At 33.5% G+C, this 19,066-nt stretch carries 19 protein-coding genes; 7 read left to right on the top strand and 12 right to left on the bottom strand.

All coding sequences use genetic code 11. From position 1 onward, the window contains the following. Nucleotides 1–16 precede the first annotated feature (16 nt). The 4 genes from C1H87_RS07905 to yiaA form a co-directional block, all read right to left on the bottom strand. Nucleotides 17–589, bottom strand: a complete 573-nt coding sequence (locus C1H87_RS07905) for a GDYXXLXY domain-containing protein (protein ID WP_102755291.1) — start codon at nucleotides 587–589, stop codon at nucleotides 17–19. 2 nt (nucleotides 590–591) lie between these two features. Beyond that, nucleotides 592–1,869: a DUF2157 domain-containing protein gene (locus C1H87_RS07910; RefSeq protein ID WP_102755292.1), complete on the bottom strand. Its 1,278-nt coding sequence runs from the start codon at nucleotides 1,867–1,869 to the stop codon at nucleotides 592–594. A gap of 7 nt (nucleotides 1,870–1,876) precedes the next feature. Beyond that, on the bottom strand, nucleotides 1,877–2,572 hold the full coding sequence (locus C1H87_RS07915) for a CPBP family intramembrane glutamic endopeptidase (protein ID WP_102755293.1): 696 nt from the start codon (nucleotides 2,570–2,572) through the stop codon (nucleotides 1,877–1,879). Between the two features lie 113 nt (nucleotides 2,573–2,685). Beyond that, complete coding sequence (gene yiaA, locus C1H87_RS07920) at nucleotides 2,686–3,168, bottom strand: inner membrane protein YiaA (RefSeq protein WP_102755294.1); 483 nt, start codon at nucleotides 3,166–3,168, stop codon at nucleotides 2,686–2,688. Nucleotides 3,169–3,319: 151 nt separating this feature from the next. On the opposite strand from yiaA, the gene C1H87_RS07925 reads away from it, so the two are divergent. From C1H87_RS07925 to C1H87_RS07935, 3 genes are all read left to right on the top strand, one after another. Further along, nucleotides 3,320–4,840 (top strand): hypothetical protein, encoded by a 1,521-nt coding sequence (locus C1H87_RS07925; RefSeq protein WP_102755295.1) that lies wholly within the window; start codon nucleotides 3,320–3,322, stop codon nucleotides 4,838–4,840. A 35-nt stretch (nucleotides 4,841–4,875) separates the two neighbouring features. Beyond that, nucleotides 4,876–6,093 carry a hypothetical protein gene (locus C1H87_RS07930; protein WP_102755296.1) on the top strand — a complete coding sequence of 406 codons (1,218 nt, stop codon included), beginning with the start codon at nucleotides 4,876–4,878 and terminating at the stop codon, nucleotides 6,091–6,093. A gap of 211 nt (nucleotides 6,094–6,304) precedes the next feature. Continuing rightward, entirely contained in the window at nucleotides 6,305–6,754 is a 450-nt protein-coding gene (locus C1H87_RS07935) for a hypothetical protein (RefSeq protein WP_102758207.1), read from the top strand. Nucleotides 6,755–6,839: 85 nt separating this feature from the next. On the opposite strand, the gene hemL is transcribed toward C1H87_RS07935, so the two are convergent. Genes hemL through C1H87_RS07950 form a run of 3 tightly spaced genes read right to left on the bottom strand, consistent with a single transcriptional unit; the run spans nucleotide 6,840 to nucleotide 9,854 of the window. Beyond that, entirely contained in the window at nucleotides 6,840–8,126 is a 1,287-nt protein-coding gene (gene hemL, locus C1H87_RS07940) for a glutamate-1-semialdehyde 2,1-aminomutase (RefSeq protein WP_102755297.1), read from the bottom strand. Nucleotides 8,127–8,143: 17 nt separating this feature from the next. Then, complete coding sequence (locus tag C1H87_RS07945) at nucleotides 8,144–8,950, bottom strand: glucosaminidase domain-containing protein (RefSeq protein ID WP_233783393.1); 807 nt, start codon at nucleotides 8,948–8,950, stop codon at nucleotides 8,144–8,146. Further along, nucleotides 8,943–9,854: a 1-aminocyclopropane-1-carboxylate deaminase/D-cysteine desulfhydrase gene (locus tag C1H87_RS07950; protein WP_102755298.1), complete on the bottom strand. Its 912-nt coding sequence runs from the start codon at nucleotides 9,852–9,854 to the stop codon at nucleotides 8,943–8,945. Before C1H87_RS07950 ends, C1H87_RS07945 begins: the two co-directional genes overlap by 8 nt. A gap of 230 nt (nucleotides 9,855–10,084) precedes the next feature. On the opposite strand from C1H87_RS07950, the gene C1H87_RS07955 reads away from it, so the two are divergent. Continuing rightward, on the top strand, nucleotides 10,085–11,539 hold the full coding sequence (locus tag C1H87_RS07955; RefSeq protein WP_102755299.1) for a hypothetical protein: 1,455 nt from the start codon (nucleotides 10,085–10,087) through the stop codon (nucleotides 11,537–11,539). Between the two features lie 214 nt (nucleotides 11,540–11,753). Here the strand turns inward: C1H87_RS07955 and C1H87_RS07960 are convergent, their stop codons facing one another. After that, nucleotides 11,754–12,092, bottom strand: coding sequence for a hypothetical protein (locus C1H87_RS07960; RefSeq protein ID WP_102755300.1), 339 nt, complete (start codon nucleotides 12,090–12,092; stop codon nucleotides 11,754–11,756). A 257-nt stretch (nucleotides 12,093–12,349) separates the two neighbouring features. On the opposite strand from C1H87_RS07960, the gene C1H87_RS23295 reads away from it, so the two are divergent. Together C1H87_RS23295 and C1H87_RS07965 are read left to right on the top strand one after the other, a co-directional pair. Beyond that, complete coding sequence (locus C1H87_RS23295; RefSeq protein ID WP_158655157.1) at nucleotides 12,350–12,502, top strand: DUF5522 domain-containing protein; 153 nt, start codon at nucleotides 12,350–12,352, stop codon at nucleotides 12,500–12,502. Nucleotides 12,503–12,624: 122 nt separating this feature from the next. Then, a complete protein-coding gene (locus C1H87_RS07965; RefSeq protein WP_102755301.1) occupies nucleotides 12,625–13,203 on the top strand; it encodes a DUF4136 domain-containing protein in 579 nt (192 codons plus the stop codon). A gap of 122 nt (nucleotides 13,204–13,325) precedes the next feature. Here the strand turns inward: C1H87_RS07965 and C1H87_RS07970 are convergent, their stop codons facing one another. Beyond that, nucleotides 13,326–14,429 (bottom strand): bestrophin family protein, encoded by a 1,104-nt coding sequence (locus C1H87_RS07970; protein ID WP_102755302.1) that lies wholly within the window; start codon nucleotides 14,427–14,429, stop codon nucleotides 13,326–13,328. Nucleotides 14,430–14,562: 133 nt separating this feature from the next. Here C1H87_RS07970 and C1H87_RS07975 point away from each other — a divergent pair, with 133 nt between their 5' ends. Then, entirely contained in the window at nucleotides 14,563–16,320 is a 1,758-nt protein-coding gene (locus C1H87_RS07975; RefSeq protein ID WP_102755303.1) for an aromatic amino acid hydroxylase, read from the top strand. Nucleotides 16,321–16,413: 93 nt separating this feature from the next. On the opposite strand, the gene C1H87_RS07980 is transcribed toward C1H87_RS07975, so the two are convergent. Genes C1H87_RS07980 through C1H87_RS07990 form a run of 3 tightly spaced genes read right to left on the bottom strand, consistent with a single transcriptional unit; the run spans nucleotide 16,414 to nucleotide 18,748 of the window. Continuing rightward, nucleotides 16,414–17,166 carry an enoyl-CoA hydratase/isomerase family protein gene (locus C1H87_RS07980; protein WP_102755304.1) on the bottom strand — a complete coding sequence of 251 codons (753 nt, stop codon included), beginning with the start codon at nucleotides 17,164–17,166 and terminating at the stop codon, nucleotides 16,414–16,416. Between the two features lie 22 nt (nucleotides 17,167–17,188). Beyond that, nucleotides 17,189–18,124: a pyridoxal-phosphate dependent enzyme gene (locus C1H87_RS07985; protein ID WP_102755305.1), complete on the bottom strand. Its 936-nt coding sequence runs from the start codon at nucleotides 18,122–18,124 to the stop codon at nucleotides 17,189–17,191. A gap of 9 nt (nucleotides 18,125–18,133) precedes the next feature. Continuing rightward, nucleotides 18,134–18,748 (bottom strand): DUF4230 domain-containing protein, encoded by a 615-nt coding sequence (locus C1H87_RS07990; RefSeq protein ID WP_102755306.1) that lies wholly within the window; start codon nucleotides 18,746–18,748, stop codon nucleotides 18,134–18,136. Nucleotides 18,749–19,066: the final 318 nt, after the last annotated feature.

Here is a 19,066-nt window from a genome sequence, read left to right on the forward strand (position 1 = left end):
CAACAAAATAGAATAATTACTTCGAAGCGTTTTTTTCTACATATTCCTTAATCGATATATCGTCAATTATAACATCGTTTAAAACAGCTTCTCCATCTTTAATATAAACTAATGCATACGTATTATTTGGTAAGGAATCCCGTTGTCTATCTCTTACGGCTACCTCTGCATCTTTCGCTTTGGTTTCTTCCATATAATATCGGTTAAACGGAAACTGTATACTTAGCTTATTCGAATATTTTGAATACCATCCCGCCTTAGCTTTAAAGTAATCGTTATCCTTATTTGGTATTAAAGCCCTACCAACTGTATCAATTTTAGCATATCCCGAACCATCGTTATTTAGATAAACATAAATTATATCGTTTCGTTTCCATAAAGAATCCTTGGTTTTATACGAATCGATTTCATAATTAAGGGTTATATACTTTCCTCTAAAGGGATCGTTCGGATCTACAGGTCGTGTTTTAAACTTGTACGCCTTTCCTTGTTCCAAAATTCTTTCTTGATTAAAAATCATCTGAGCCGGCACAAATAATTGTACCAGTGCCAGAATTATAAATATTATGAATATGTGTATTGTTTTCATTTTTATTTTTTTAGAGTTCTCTGTTTTTTTATCATGATATAATTGGTTATGAAGAAAGCGATTCCAACACCAACAAATAGCAGCCCTCTAAGTACAAAACTTATATCTGTATCGAAAAAACGACAAACAATTAGCGCTGTAATGATTAACAAACCATAATTTAAAACACCGAAATGCAATGTATCTGCCCCCGTTTTAACGACCATAATTCCCAATATTAAAACAAGCAGATTTACCAGTATTATTGAGATTCCCGGACTAAACGAACTAATTATAAAGAAGAGTGTAAAAAATATGGGAGTGTATCGGAAAAGGTTAAAATCACGAATCCATTTTTTCGAATACGAATAAACTAATAGCAGTATTACCAAACAAAAAAGTATCAACGCTACGTAAAATGCTTGTGAGTTAAAATTCATCTCACGTTTAAAAACGCCCTCCCAAAGCCAATCAAAACTCGATAATAGCAACATATACACGGTTCCTAAAGAACCTAATACCAAGTAACCATTTCGTCTTAATTTTTGATTATTAAAAAACGGTATTTTTCCTATGCCGTATAATATCCCAAATAAGAGCATATAAATTAAAAACCAAAAGTTATCGCCGCCTTTAATAAAAGCCCCCATTACAATAATAATACTTAAAGGCATAAGCCAATTAAAAACCGAAGTTATATTATGTAATGCTTTATGTTTTAATAATTTATAATAGTGCGGTAGTAACGAGACTAATAAAACACAATACATCCATGGTGTTTTATTACCAGAAAAATAACTTAAGTTACAAACGTAACTCGTTATAAAAACAATTTGTAATATAACCAGCGCGTTAGATTTTAAAAGATAAACTAACGGTAAACTAAGCAAAATCCATGTTAGTAAATATTGACTTAAGTCTCCCGAGATGTTATAAATCTGACTCACTAAAGCAATACTAGCGCCTACAGCGAAAAACAGAAACACTCCAGAAGCTTCTTTCCAGGCAGTTCCTTTATTTTTTATAATAGAATACCCTGCAATGACCTGCCCTATCATTAAGGGTATAAAAGCAAAAACAGTTTTTATGGTTCTTGAAAAATCATCCCAGTTATGAGCCAATATTAATATAATTCCTAACCCTACTAATGTAGAACCCAATACTGCAAAAATGGTTAGCAGTTTACTCGACAAATTACGCTGCTTCGATTGGTAATAAGACTCTATGTTTGAAGCAGTCTCTTTTGTTATAACCTGTTCTGCAACAAGTTCTTTTATATCCTTTTGAATTTTTGAATTCATTTTTATTTTAATTTAAAAGTTTTAAGAATACTTCCTGAAACGGATCTCTATTAACCACAGTAAAATAAAATAGAGTTCCTAACCATCCATGAAACACGCCCATGACATATATATTTTTAACCTTTAAATACACATATCCATAAAATAATGCCAGAATAAATGTTCCTAACATTAGCCACATTGAAGGATAATGAACCACAGAAAACAATATTGCTGTTATAATTATAATTAAACTTCTGTTTAATTTTCTATTATTTAATTCATGTAAATTCCCTGCAATTAAACCAATAATTAAAAACTGCTGAATACTACCCCAAATAGGATATGTTATTAAAAGCGGTAAAATATGCCATGTTAAGTTAATTGTATTTTGATAGTAACCAATACCGAGAAATAGCATAACCGAAATACCCCCAAAAGGTGCCATTAATTTTAAAATACTCTTAATATTGTCGGTTCTAAACCCCCAATATTTAATAATGCCTCTTTCAGTTTTATATCTATAAATAATGTACAGCGTCCATGATACAATTGCAAAAACAACATAGAGCAGTCTCCAATTAAGATAATCCATAAAAATAAATTTTCCGATGGCGGTTAGGATAACTCCAAATATTTCAGCTATTCTCGTCTTATCTGAAACAGGTCTAATTAATTTAATATCCGAAAACTCTATTAAATCTTTTGTGAGGTTTGGTTTCATTTTAAAAATTTGTTTAAAACCTCGCAGCGACTAACTACGAGGTTTAGGGTTATCTTACTAACCAATCATCAAAACATCCCTTTTTAATTTTGTTTTGACTAACATATCTTAAACTATTTTTTATCTTCTGCGCTTCTTTCTATATACTGCACATCTCTTGTATTCTTCTGTACAGCAATGGCAGAAAACAAGCTTAAAAGAAATGACATAGCATAAAATCCTTTTTCACTTAAAAGTAAATCGGCATTCCAAAGACCAATAATCAATAACACAATGGAGATTACTGTTGTAAACCAACTGATACTATAATAAATATCTGTAACAGGAATATTTTCCAACTTATCTCGAACTGCTTTTTGAACCGAGATTACCGAAAACAATCCAAAAAGAAGAATCGTAAAATAATAGCCTTTTTCATTTAATAACATATCGGCATTCCATAAACCAATACAATAAGACACTATTCCTACTAACAATGCAGCCCAAGACGCTCCTATAAAAGCTGACGTTGGTTTTTGATCATAAACTTTCTTTTCCTTTTTAGGTTTTGTTTCTTTCGATTTTTCATCAACCGAAACTGTTGTTTGATAATTCATAATTTTTGTTTTAATGATTACAAGGCAAAACTGCAACTCTTGCACAAAACATGAAATACAACATTTTAAAAAAACTGACGATTAAATTTTAATCATTTATTTCATTTTAACTATATTTAATATGATTTACAAATAAAGAACTGACGATTTAATGACTAATCTAAATGATATAATTTCTACTTTTTCTTCTGAAGACCAACATCGATTTGTAGCTTATTTAAGTAAAAAGAATAAACGCAGTGACGCCAAAAACATTCAACTATTTAATTACCTACTAAATGACGAGTTTGATTCTAATAAGATATGCCATAAACTCTATGGAAGTTTGAAAAAAGATGCCTATCATGCTCTAAGAAAGCGCTTATATCAATCTATAATTGATTTTATCGCCAATAGCAGTTTACAGGAAGAAAACTCAATAGATATGCAAATCATTAAGTACTTATTAGCTTCCAAGTCGTTTTTGCAACACAAACAATATAAAGTAGCTTATAAGATTTTAGATAAAGCTGAAGCATTAGCTTCAGAGCATTATTTGTTTCCGCTATTAAATGAAATCTACCACACCAAAATTCAATATGCAGATACTATACCTTCTATTTCAATTAATGAGCTTGTTAAGAAATTTGAGGCGAATCAAAAAAAACACCAACTAGAAGACCAACTTAATATTGTATATGCAAAAATCAAACAAACCTTAAACAATATTGCTTATAAAGGCGATGTTGTCGATTTTCAAACTATTCTAGACCAAACATTACAGGAACACAATATTAGCATTAGCGAATCCATGTCGTTTAAATCGCTATACCAATTAGCTACTATTGTTAGTATTTCGGCTTTCGTCACTAAAGACTATTTGCAAATCGAACCCTTTTTAATAAACACCTATAACATAATAATTGCTCACAAAGACAAGGAAAAGCAACACTTCTATCATATTCAAATTATATACCTAATTGCTAATGCCTTGTTTAGAAACAAGAAATTTAATGACTCTTTTTACTATTTAGAACTCATGCACGAGCACATGCTTATAAAGCAGAAAAAACACTATAACACTTATAAATTAAAGTACTATTTACTCTTAGCTCTCAACTATAACTATTCCAACAAACAAAACATGGCTATAGAAGTATTAGAACCTTTAATAACCGGCAAACACCCCGACACAGAATCGTTATTGGATATTCACTTAAGTCTCATCACATTCTATTTTCAGAAAAATGAGTTTAAAAAAGCGCATACACTCTTTTCCAAGTTTTACCATACCGATCATTGGTATACTGAAAAAGCCGGAAAAGAATGGGTTATAAAAAAGAATTTAATAGAAATCCTGCTTCATATTGAGCTTAAAAATATCGATTTGGTTGAGTCGCGACTTCTTAGCTTTAAAAGAAACTATTACAACTATTTAAAAAGCATCAATCAAGAACGTGTTATTACATATATGGGTTTTGTTGAATCTTATTACAAAGCACCAGAAACAGTAACTTCCAACGAATTTAAAAACGCTGTAGAAACGTCTTTCGATTGGATTAGCACTCACAAAGAAGATATTTTTGTAATAAGCTTTTATAGCTGGCTGAAATGTAAGATGAATAATCAAGACTTATACACCACTACTCTGGGTCTAATTAAACAGGCGCAACAAGAATTAATAAGGGCATAGTTCCTGATTATCAAAACTTTGACTATTTTTAACAAATGTTAAAAAAAGTATGTTTTATTGCAATATGCATTTGCAGTCTTTCTGCTTCTGCGCAACAAAAGGATAGTTTATCAATAAAAAATGGTATTGACAACCCCAGTCTTTTAACAACACATCATTTTGGTATTTTTAGTTCCAGAATTAACCCTAATTTTAAACTTGCGCCTCCTAAAAAGCCTGTACTCACTATAAGTCATGCTAGCGGAAATAATTTTCATCCTTTTGTAGAAGCGTATTTCCCAAAAGATCCAAAAGTGAGAGAGGAACAAAGCAAACTTATTTGGCACGACAGGAATTTTCACTTTATAGATCAAATATTAACGCCTGCCGATTATTTAAATATTGTTATAGATGCTATTATTAAAGAGTTTAGAATAGGCATCAACATACCTCTAAACAAAAAACACGAATTAGGAATTGCTCTACGTTCCTATTTAATAACAAAAGGCAAACATCCGTTTTCGTTTTTTTCAGGCGATGAAACCATCGAATGGTTCCACAGTAACATTGAAGGAGGGGAAGACCCTTTTGGAAGACGCTACTACGGACTTAACCAGGTTAATTTTAGATATTTCGACAGAAACGGAAATACGTTAGAGCTAAACGAAAATGGCTACTTTGTAGGAGGTATCGAATTAAGTCATTTTTACTACCCAGCCCTCTCAATAAATAGCTTAAGAAATCTTTTTGTCAATTTTGGAAGCCACTTAGGTATTAACACCTCTAAATTTAATTCGTCTCTAGATTTAGGCATTTCGGTAAATGTTATCAAAAAAGCAAAACTAAAAAACCTTTACGAGTTTAATGTTGGAGCAGGAATTAGTGTTTTGCGTAAAAACCTTATCGATTTTAAACACGTTATCGACTTAGGTAATAATCCATTTTTAGCAACAATCCAAAGCGATCTCGAAATATCCAAATACACAAGAAAAGGACACTATAATGCATTTGGTGTTAGCTATCAAATTCAATCGAGATACAATAGGCGAAGAGAAGCCGACTATTACAAACTTTTAGGCAAATGGGAAGAAATAAATGGCGGTTGGCATCATGGTGTTTCAACGTTATACAAGGCACATTCTAATTGGTCTTTTATTTATACTTATGGGCATCATAAATACACGTTTTCGATATTCTTTAAAGAAGACTTTTTGGTGAACAACGCTCCAGATCTCCAAACAGGCATTTCCTTAAAAATTCCTGTATTTAAGTAACCACATATCATTCCTGCAACATACGCTAATCTTGTTTCAGTAAGACAGGAATTCCTTTTCAACTATTGAAGTTTCTATTAAAAAGATTCCTGCCTTCATAGGAATGACAGAAACAGAGACAGCTTGTTAATATTTGGTTAAAATCAAAAAATCGTTTAAACCTTTTAAACAAGACCTAGTCCAACTTGCAAATAACTTAAAGGTATACAAAATGAAACAGTTAATAATGATTGCTATTGTATTAATATCTATTCAAGCAGTAGCACAACCAGACCGAGGAGACCGTCCGGAAAGGGCTCAAAAAATGAAAAACCTTTCTGCTGAAGAAATGGCTACTCTAAAAACAAAAAAAATGACCTTGTTTCTAGATTTAAGTGAATCACAACAAAAAGAGGTTCAAAAAATAAATTTAGAAAATGCGACTCTACGTAAAAAAATGATGGAAGAGCGCAAAGCTAGAAAAGCAAAAATAGAAGCTTTAAAGCCTACCCAGGAAGAATATCTTAAAATGAAAAATGACAGGTTGGATCGTCAAATTGCCATGAAAGCAAAAATGAAGAGCATATTAGATGAATCGCAATATGAAAAATGGGAAAAGGCTCACCTTGAAAAAGCTGCTAAAAGAAAAGACCGAAAGAAAGGTATGAAACGGAAAAATTAAACTTAGTTGATTGATTGGTTTTTTTGATGAAAAGAGGGGCGTTTGAAAAGCTGAGTTAAACTAGTCTTTTCAAACAGCCCCTTTTTTATAACGTTTTTGCAACCTTATTTACTGCAGCAATGGTAAAGTCTAAATCCTCATAAGTTAAAGCATCGGTTATAAACCAAGTCTCAAAAGCACTCGGCGCTATGTAAACGCCTTCATTTAGCATTCCATGAAAGAATTTTTTAAACGTATCATTATTCCCTTTTGCAGATGTTTCAAAATCCACAATTTCCGAGTCATCAAAATGCACAGAAATCATAGAACCCAAACGGTTTATAGTATGAACAACATTATTATCATTTAAAACTTTAGCAATACCCTTATGTAAATATGCTGTTTTCTCGGCTAAACGTTTAAAAATATCAGTGTCGTTATTCAATTCGCTAAGCATCGCTAAACCAGCGGCCATTGCTAACGGGTTACCACTTAAAGTTCCTGCCTGATACACTGGACCTAATGGCGCTAAATGATTCATAATCTCATTTCTGGCTGCAAATGCTCCAACAGGCAAACCACCACCAATTACTTTCCCAAAACAAACAATATCCGCATTAATATCAAATAATTCCTGAGCGCCTCCTTTTGCTAAGCGAAACCCCGTCATAACCTCATCAAAAATCAATAGAATGTTATGAGCATCGCATAACGTTCTTAAAGCCTCCAAGAAACCTTTTTTTGGCGGGATACATCCCATATTTCCAGCAACCGGTTCTAAAATCACACAAGCGATTTCACCTTGGTTTGCTTCAATTAATTGCGTTACATTTTCAATATCGTTATAACGAGCCAACAAAGTATCTTTAGCTGTTCCTTCTGTAACTCCCGGACTATTGGGCGTTCCGAAAGTAATAGCCCCACTACCCGCTTGTATTAAAAAAGAATCACTATGCCCATGATAACAACCCGCGAATTTTATAATTTTATCTTTCCCAGTAAAACCTCGCGCTAGACGCACAGCACTCATACAAGCTTCTGTTCCAGAATTTACAAATCGTATTTTGTCAATATTAGGCACCATCGAAACTGCTAATTCTGCAATTTTGGTTTCAATTTCTGTTGGCATACCAAACGATGTGCCTTTTTTTGCTTTTTCTACAACAGCACTAACAACAGGCTCATGAGCATGTCCCAGAATCATTGGACCCCAAGAATTAATATAATCGATTAATCTATTATTATCTTCATCATATAAATAGGCCCCTTTTGCTTCTTTTACAAAAATAGGAGTTCCTCCTACCGCTTTAAATGCTCTTACCGGAGAGTTTACGCCACCAGGTATAACCTTTTCCGCTTCCACGAATAGCGCACTACTTCTTTTATAGTTCATAAATTTATTATTGTTAGTTATGGTTTTACAACGAGTACTTGTCCTACACTTAAGGCAGTACCTCTTATTCCATTTAGTTTTTGAAGTTCCTTTACAGTAATACCGTATCGCTTTGAAATAGAGTATAACGTATCGCCTTTTAAAACCGTATATGTAGCACGATCTGCATGACCGGTATTTGCTGGTTCTTTATATTCTGTATACGCGCCTCCTAACACCTCTTTATCGTATTTATACAATTCATAGCGTTCGATAATACTAATTAACTTTTGTGGGTATTTTTTATCGGTTGCATAGCCTGCTGCCCTTAACTCTCGAGCCCAGCCCTTATAATCTTCTTTCCGAAGCCTGAAGAGCTTTGCATATCGCTTTCTATCCTTTAAAAAAAGTGAATGATCCCTAAACGAATATTTGGCATCCTTATATTTTCTAAAACACTCCTGTGCTTTATCGTCATCATGATAAATTTTACCGCCTTTCCAGCCATGGCATTTAATACCAAAATGATTATTGGCCTGTACAGAAAGTCGCCCCTTACCCGAGCCAGATTCCAGAACGCCTTGTGCTAAAGTAATGCTTGCCGGAATACCATATAAGCTCATTTCGTTTTGAGCGATGTCTTTATAATCGTCAATATACCGCTCTGTAGCATTGGCATATACTTTTGTTGAATTATCGGATGGTTTTTCCGTTCCTTTATTACTTACCGTAGTATTAGTATTCGTTTTCGGCCTCTTAGAAATGACAACCTTTTTAGAACGGCAACTAAAAAGAAAACACCCTAAACACAATACTAACGCTATTCTACTTATTCTTCTATTCAATTATTGATAAATTTTTATTTTTTAATACGGTATTCATACCATCAATTCCTTGTAAACCTCCAGTATGAATTGCTAAAATTTTCGATCCTTTTTTAAAGTACCCCTTATTAATTAAATCAAAAATTCCGAACATCATTTTCCCAGTATAAACTGGATCTAAAGAAATGGTATTCTGTCTTTTAAACTGATTGATAAACGTTACCAATTCTTCATTTATTTTTGCGTAACCTCCAAAATGGTAATCGGTTATTAAATCCCAATTGGTCTTGGTTACAAATTTACTAATATCTTGTTTTAAAAAATCACCTTTTAGGGCAGGAAAACCTAAAACTTGTTGACTAGGTTTTGAACAATTTATAAGCCCGGAAATGGTACCGCCGGTTCCAACCGAAGAGCATATATAATCAAAATCAGCATCCGTTTCACTCAATATCTCTTCGCATCCTTTAACTGCCAAGGCATTTGTACCCCCTTCTGGAACGAGGTAAAAATCTTCAAATATTTCTCTTAGTATACTTATAAAGGATTCAGATGTTTTATCCCGATATGCTTTTCTGGAAACAAACTTAAACTGCATCCCATTTTGTTTTGCAAAACTTAAGGTTTCATTTTCAGAAATTTTATCTTCCAACTCATCGCCTCTAATAACACCAATTGTTTTAAACCCCAGCAAATTTCCTGCCGAAGCCACTGCTGCTATATGGTTAGAAAAAGCCCCTCCAAAAGTAAGAAGGGTTTTAAACCCTTGTTTTTCTGCTTCCAAAAGGTTGTATTTAAGCTTTCTATACTTATTCCCAGACACAAAAGGATGTATCTCATCCTCTCTTTTTATAAACAGTTCAACACCCTTATTTTCGGGCGCCTTTACTTGCTGATTTATACTATGTTCAAGCTTAAATATCATGAGCGCGAAGATACTTTAAAAATCCCCAAAATGAATGTAGTTTTAAATTCGTATACGTCAAAAAATCATGTTTACATCTATTTTTCAATTAATTAAACTAAATAAAAATTAATATTTATGTAAATAATAACCTACATTTATAATATTTGTTTAAATTAGTTTTTTTAACAAACAATAGAAACCTAAGGATTAAACTCACTTATACTAACTAAACAATAAACCATTTTAAAATGAAAAAATCAATTATTGCACTAAAATCCACATTATTAACCACCATCTTAGTCATATCTTTTTTGTCTTGCAAAAATGAAAAAAAAGTAGACGATGTTAAAAAAGAGGTTTTAACAACATACGATGAAAAAAATGGAAGTATTTTGTGCTTATCAAAAGCAAGTTGGTTTCCTCATAACCAAACACCTCCTCCCGCAGAAGGGAAAGGAAGTCCATTTGATGTAAGTTCGACAACAAACTGTATTTTTCATCAATGGTCATGGCAAAAATTTCTATGGGTTACAAAACCTGTAGGAGACTTACCTTTATTTCTTAATCAAAAAGAAATTATTCAAGTTACTGATGCTATGGAACCTGTTACACAGCAAGAAGGAGCTAGTGTTGTATTAACAGATACGATACAGGCAGGCTCTAAACATGGCGTACTAAAAACAAATCCAGCATATTATAGTGCGACAGGCAAAGCTTTCACTGTTCATTATTCAATACATACAAGCATGATCATGCAAGAATCGGCCGTGGCTTTTAAAGAAGCTTTAGCGTCAGGAAAATTACCAGCAAATAATTTTCAGACTTTTCCTGTTGGGTCTTTAGAATTAAAGGTTTCTTGGGTAGATGCAACGGCTATATCGAACGATAAATTAAAAAACTATTATATAACTACAGCAGCAATAATCAATAAAGATGGCAAAACATATACAAATACAAAGGTTGCTTTATTAGGCATGCACGTTGTAGGAGTTGTAGAAAACCATCCGGAATTTATCTGGGCCACTTTCGAACATAATGATATGGCTCCAAACTATGATTGGAAAACAAATTCTGCGAGTTCAACTAGCGAAAAATTATTATTTACAAAGGGTAGCACAACTGGTTTAGCTGGTATTACATTTATTAAAGACGACAAGCCCGTATTGCCAAATAAAGCCTACGACTTGTTTCAATATGGTGTACCAGTAACCTCATCAGGTTATATGGAAACAAGTCAAAAAGAACCTGAAAACTTTAATCATATAAGAGAAATAAACACAAGCGTTGCAAAAAATCTTAAAGATGTTTGGCAAAACTATTTTTACAATGGTTCTATATGGATAGATACAGATGGTTTAACACCAGAAGAGCAAGCTTTAAAAATTGTAAGCCTAGGAAGCGCTATTGGTGCCGCAACACCAGACTCTAGTGCCCGAGGGTCTTTAAATTGTGCCAACGTTACCATGGAAACATTTACACAAACATTTCAAAGTAACATTTCGGATATCAATGTAAAAAATCTCACAAATTGTTTTTCTTGTCATAACCCTATAAGCTTTAGTAATAACACTTCTCCAATATATCTAAGTCATATATTTGATGCCTATATTAAAACAAGTGAAGGGAAAAGTAAGGAAGAGATTGATTTAATGAAAGATGAGCAACAAAAGAAAATGTCAGAATACCTTAGAACATTAAAGTAATATCATAAATCTTCTATAAATAAAAAGGGTCTCTTATTAAAGGGATCCTTTTTTCGTAAATACTGTCTTGCCCTAAAATTAGGAGACAAAAATCAATTCAAATTTCCAGATACAAAAGTGTATATCTCATTTTTACCTTTTAAAAGGAATATTAACTTAAATTTTTCTGTTAGCGCTTATGTGTAATGAGTTCCGTATCGAATAATAAAAAAACTTAAACATCATTAATAAAAAGATACTTCAAAAAACTCCAAAACGATCGTTGCTTTAAATAATCCAGATTAAACTCATTAGCATAAGCCTCTCGCTCAAAAGAAATATTTCGATATGCCAAACGCCATTTTTTATACTGAATTAAGCGTACTAAAAATTCAACGATATACATGAAATAAAAAAGAAAGACCAACATTTCCATTTGTTGTCTTAAGTGAATTCTTTCATGGTTAATCAAAACGGTACGGTGTCTTAAATGTTTTGATTTTAAAAACACAAAAGGAAAAATGGTTAAACCAGTATAACCCTTTGGCACTAAATATTTCGAAATTAAGATCATATTTTATACCATTCAAAAATCAATCCAATTCTTGTTTAAGTTTAACTCAGACACTTTGATTGTACCCAGCATAAACTAAAGCCTAAAGGAAAAATGACTTTTTTTAAGATCTTGACAACAAGTATCGAGAAATAATTTTTTAAAATTACACTATCTTTGTTTAAAATGATGTAAGCATAACTAGAATTCTCATATCTATTGAGGTATTCTTTATGCAAATCGCAGCAGACGATTAGAAAAAATATGGTTGCTATCATATGAAAAAAATAATCCCTATAGAGGAAGGAGACTACTACTTAACACCTGAAGGTTACCGCTGTTTCACAGAACAATACCATTTAAAAAGGGGCTATTGTTGCGAAAGCGGATGCAGACACTGTCCGTACGGATACGACAGAAACAAAGGATAGCTAGAAATGCTATATCCCTTAGTACCATAGGCTTGGTACGATTATTGATATTGTTATAACTAAAAAACACTTAAAATCGATGATTTTAAGGCTAATTGTGTAATGAACTAAAATAAAAGGCTATGAAAAAACTATTTAACTCTTTACCACTTTTAGCATTGCTTATTGTGGTTAGCTCGTGCAGTTCTGTGCGCGTTGCGGCAGACTATGATAAGAATGCCAATTTTGGAGAATACAAAACCTTCGCGTTTTTTAAAACAGGTATTGATAAAGCTGAAATTAGCGATTTAGATAAACGAAGAATCCTTCGTGCTATTGAAGCCGAAATGCTAGCTAAAGGTTTTACAAAATCTAAAAAACCCGATCTTTTAGTAAGCCTTTTTACAAAATCTCAGCAACGCGTAGACGTTTACAATAACTCTTGGGGTTTTGGTGGCTGGGGCTGGGGTCCAGGCTGGGCCTGGGGACCTGGTTGGGGAGGCTTTGGACCCGGTTGGGGATGGGGTTGGAATCAGCCTAGCGTTTCTACCAGCACTCAAGGCGTTTTATACATAGATCTTATTGATTCCAATAAAAAGGAATTGGTTTGGCAAGGTATGGGCACTGGTTATTTAAGTAGAAATACAGAGAAAAAAGAAGCGCGTATCAAAGAGTTTGTAACCGAAATCATGACGAAATATCCTCCGGGAGCTCAACCATAAAAAAAACAAAAGACACGAATTTATACCAACACCTAACATTTACGGTTGAAATATTTATTAGTAAAAATTCGTGCCTCTAAAAATACGTCCAAAAAGCAACTCAATTGAGTTGCTTTTTTTTATTACATCACAATATCATTTGGCCAAACATAAGGCTCAGGAATATCGGTATCATCAATAAGTTGTCTTATATCTATTTCTATACCCCTGCTTAAATCTGTAATAGGCACATCGTTAGGCCCTCCTTCAAATGGATTTTCTGTATTTTCTCCAATAGCTTCCATAGTATGAAACACCCATGAGATTAAAGCACTAAAAGGTACAGAGAACCATACAAAGTGTTTTGCAATGGCTTCTTGAGCCACATGCATAAGTGATGTTTGCTCTTCATGTTTGTTTAATGAAACCAAGATTTTCTCGCCAAAACTTTCAAACCCTTCCATAATCCCATAGGGAATTAATAAAATAAAAATCCAAACGAATAGATAATTAAGAGTTGCAAATTGCCTTGGGTATGGAAAGTTTTTAATCCGTTCGCTTTTGCCTTGAAGTGTATAGAATTCCACAAGCATATTCATCATTTCCATATGCCTAAAATCCTCAATTAAACCCTCCTTCATTAATTCTTTTAATCGTCGGGATTGGATTCCTAATAATTGAGATGCTTGATTCCCCTTGGCAAAAACCTCATTATAGTCTTCATCTGAAAGGTATGATCTTATAGCGCCTTCTTTATCTTCTACATCTTCACAGACCCTATACTTCGCTTCTCTAAACTCTTTATTGGATCTTCCAGCTTTAAGATGCATTTCCCATGGTTTGTCTTGTCGTAACTGATAGCGTAAAGCCGTTAACCAAGCCACATGCCTATGCACTAACTCCCGCTTAATAGCTTTCATCTCCTCTTCGGTTCTATCCTCTTTGGTATGATCGTTATTAATAAAATCCTTTACCATGATCGTCCAGGAACGCGACGCATTCACTATGCCTCCCCATATTTTTCGGGCTTCCCACAGCCTATCATATGAAGCATTGTTTTTAAAACTCACAACAAATGCCACCGCTGTACCTAAGACGCCTAATGGCAACCAAGGCACATGAAGCCATTTTAAACCTAGCACATCAAATAAAAAAACAGGGATTAAAGCTAAAAATATAAATAAGAAAATGTGCCTTCGAGTCCATTTTAAAACTCCTAATACTGGAAATATACGCCTTGTGTACATAATTTTTAGGTTTAAAAATATATAAAAATACTAAAATAAGCCTTTAAATTAGCATTATTAAAAACACAAAAAAATCGACAATTATTTAAAGATTTCGTATTTTTACTAAGCAAAACCCAATACTTAATTAATTATGTCTAATCTTATAGAATCTAACGATATTTTAAAACGCCTACCCAAACATCTTATGCAATTTATAAAACCTCAAGATTACGAGGATTATTCTGCCATAGACCAAGCTGTTTGGCGTTATGTAATGCGTAAAAATGTCGATTTTCTTAGTAAAGTAGCCCATAAGTCTTATATGGAAGGGCTAAAGCAGACCGGTATTTCTATTGATAGCATTCCTAATATGTATGGTATGAATAGAATTTTAAAAGACATTGGTTGGGCCGCAGTGGCGGTTGATGGTTTTATACCGCCAAATGCATTTATGGAATTTCAAGCCTATAATGTATTGGTTATTGCTAGCGATATAAGACAGTTAGAGCATATAGAATACACACCTGCTCCCGATATTATTCATGAAGGCGCTGGACACGCTCCTATTATTGCTAATCCTGAATATGCAGAGTATTTAAGACGTTTTGGAGAGGTTGGTTGTAAAGCTATTTCGTCTGCCAAGGATTACGAATTATATGAAGCTGTTAGATATTTATCTATTATAAAGGAGGCTCCCAATTCTGAAGCGAGCGACATAGCCGCTGCCGAGAAAAAAGTTGAAGATTTACAACAAAACATGGGCGAACCTAGTGAAATGGCGCTTATTAGAAATTTACATTGGTGGACGGTTGAATACGGTTTAATCGGAACTTTAGAAAATCCGAAAATTTACGGCGCTGGTTTACTATCCTCTATTGGCGAAAGTGCCTGGTGTATGACCGATGAGGTTGAAAAGCTTCCTTACGATATTAAGGCAACCTATAAAAATTTCGATATTACTAAACCACAACCTCAGCTTTTTGTTACACCAGATTTTGCTCATTTAAGTCTTGTATTAGAAGAATTTGCAAATACCATGGCGTTACGTAAGGGCGGACTTTCTGGGATTAACAAATTAATTGAATCTAATGCCTTAGGCTCTATAGAACTAAGTACTGGTTTGCAAATTTCCGGAATTTTCACAAACGTGATAGAAAATGACAGAAAGCCTATTTACATTCAAACAACCGGCAAAACAGCTTTAGCTTATAGAGAAAAAGAATTAGTTGGGCATGGTACAAATACTCATAGTGAAGGTTTTGGATCTCCTATAGGAAAACTAAAAGGGATAAATTTAGCGATTGAAGATATGAGCCCAAGAGACCTAAGTGCTTACGATATTTATGAAGAACAGGCGGTTACTTTAGAGTTTGAAGGCGGTGTGAAAGTTTCTGGTGAAATTATTACTGGCAAAAGAAACCTTCAGGGAAAAATAATATTGGTGCGCTTTAAAAATTGTACCGTTACGCATAATGATACGGTATTGTTTAAACCAGAATGGGGTATTTACGATATGGCTATTGGTAAAGATATTGTTTCTGCATATTCAGGGCCTGCCGATTTAGATAGTTTTGATTTAATTACGCATGTGCCATCTACTAAAACCATTCATGTAAAAAAATCGGAAGAGCAAATTCAGTTAGAAATGCTTTACCAACAAGTTCGAGATTATCGCGAAAATAGGAATAGAACCATTTCCAGAACTAAAATGTTAGACGAATTAATGGAGAATCATCCCAATGATTGGTTATTATCCGTAGAACTTTACGAACTGGCTTTTGAATCGAATAAAACCGAACTCTGCAAAAACATCTTAAACCACTTGGAAACCGTAAAACAAAATAGACCAGAAGTTGGTCATTTAATTGATGATGGTTTAGAAATTATTAAACAGACTGTTAATGTTTAAGGATCTTTTGTAAACTGATTATGATAATATTAGCGATTAGCTTAAGTCAAACTCAAGTCACATGAATATGACTATTAGGTTCTCGTAAATCAACTACCGAAACCGTTTCAAGGTTTTTTTGGTGAATTTACTAAGCACCAATTCACCACTTATTTTGGCCCGATCGGTTAATAAAGTATCCCAATGCTCTGTATCCTTCCAAAAAACGGCCTTCATTTTCGCTAAGGCTTCCGGGTTATAGGACGCTAGTTTAGTAGCCAGCGTATTAACAGCTTCGTCTAGTTCTTCTGTGGTTTCAAAAACATCGGCATATAGCCCTTTTTCTTTCGCGAATTCTGCAGAGAAAAATGTTTCAGCATCTATTGTCATTTGAGACATCGCTGGCAATCCTATCTTTCTGGTCACCGCAGGTTCTATTACAAATGGACCAATACCTATACTTAGTTCACTTAGTTTTATTGAAGCATATTTTGTAGCCATACAATAGTCTGTTGCTGCTGCTAACCCTACACCGCCACCAACAGATTTCCCCTGAATACGCCCAATAATAAGCTTAGGACATTTCCGCATCTCGTTGATAACATTTGCAAAGCCAGAGAAAAATGTTTTCCCGCTTTTAGCATCTTCAATAGCTATCAACTCATTAAAACTTGCTCCTGCGCAAAAGGTTCTGTCTCCTCCACTTTTTAAAACAATAACTTTAATAGTATTGTTGTTTCCTGCTTCTTTAATGGTTTTAGCCAACTGAGACAAAATATCACTTGGCATAGAATTACGGTTTGGGTGAGAGAATTCAATATACCCAATTTCGTTGTTAATCGTAAGCTTTACGTATGATTCTATCATGGCCACAAATTACAATAATTATTTAAAAAGGAAGGTTAGACACATCTACATTTCCACCCGATATTATAACCCCAACTTTTTTATTCTTTATTCTTTCTTTATCCTTTAAAACAGCTGCAAAGGCGACTGCACTAGATGGTTCTACTACAATTTTCATACGTTCCCAAATGAGTTTCATGGCCTCAACAATTTCATTTTCTTCTACTCGTATTATTTCTTCAACGTGAGCCTTAATAATTGGAAAATTTCTGTCGCCTAAGTAGGTTCGTAAACCATCGGCTATGGTATTAGAGGTTTCGTTTTCCTCAATGCGTCCAGAAATCAACGATCGATAAGCATCATCTACTTCTACAGGTTCTCCTGCTATTACTTTACATGTATTCGAAAAATGATTGGCTGCTAAAATAGTACCTGCAAGCAATCCTCCACCCCCTACAGGTGTGTATATGTAATCCAAATTATTATAATCTTCCAACAATTCGATAGCTGCAGTTCCTTGTCCATAAATAACGGCATCATCATTAGATGGATGAATAAACGTTGCTCCTTTTTCTTTTTGAATTCGATCTGCTTCAATTTCCCGGGCGTAGATATTGGAATCGCATTCAATAATAATACCTTCGTAAGTTTTAACAGCATCTTTTTTAACCTGTGGGGCGTTCTCGGGCATTACGATATACGCTTTTACGCCCAAACCTTTAGCTGCTAGCGATAATGCCTGTGCAAAATTCCCCGAAGAATGTGTTACAACACCTTTACTTTTCTGCTCTTCCGATAAACTTAAAATAGCATGTACTGCGCCGCGCATTTTAAATGCCCCCATTTTCTGAAAGTTTTCACATTTAAAAAAAACCTCAGCTTCGCATATGGCATTTAATAGTTGTGATGTTAAAACAGGAGTTCTATGAATATAAGGTTTTATCAGGTTATGAACTTTTTGTAAAGAAACTTTATCCATGTCTTGATGCTATAATTTTAAACCTTGTAAAGCATCTAACGTAGACACTGGATTTTCGTTGTATTTTAAAGTCCATCCCAAAGAATTAGTTAGAATATAAAACTTTGAAAGTTCACTTATTAATCTGTTTTTGGCATTTGCCTTTAAATCTGAATTTTCCAATTTTTTATTTAATGACGCTTTAACTATTCTTTTTATATCGTTATAATCTTTAGCTTCAAAAGGGTTAAGATAATCTGATTGAATATCGTAATACTCCAAATCTGGGTTAATCTTCACTTCCTCTTCAGGAATGCTTAAAACTGTTAGCGTCTTACTGGCTTCATCTATTTCAAATTCAATTTTACTTAAATCGTAAGCAATGGTAACTTCGGCATTAACAACAACCAATGCTTTTTTTTCTGACGTGAAATAATCGCCAAAAACCTCTTTGGAATTCTTATAGTTAAAAACCTCACTAAAATGACCTTCTGTTACTACTAGTTTTCCAACATTTTTAATTTGTTTTTGTATTAATGCAGAGTTTTCCTGAAGTGTTATTTTGTCTTGAGCCTTGTCTTCACAGTATTTAAAGGAAAACAGTATAATTAAAGTAATTATTATGCCGAATAAAATTTTTCTCATGCACTAATTTAAACAAAAAAACATTAGTTTCCTTCGACATAAGAAGTCTAACCAATGCATTTTTATAGGTCTCCGTTTCACTACAAATTTTTCTTTGTAACTACTCGGAAACAACAGGTCAAAAATAACTAGTTCGCCTCGATATAATATTAAAAGAAGGTTAAACTAAGGTTATTTCTATCTCCATAACCTTGAACATTCTAATCCAATTATTTACGACATTACAAACGGCAACAACAAAAAAGACAAACTGACTGATTACCAAACTATTATAATAAGAAAATTGATTCTGTAAGATCAACATAACCAATAAAAAAA

Source organism: Flavivirga eckloniae (genome assembly GCF_002886045.1).
Taxonomy (GTDB): domain Bacteria; phylum Bacteroidota; class Bacteroidia; order Flavobacteriales; family Flavobacteriaceae; genus Flavivirga; species Flavivirga eckloniae.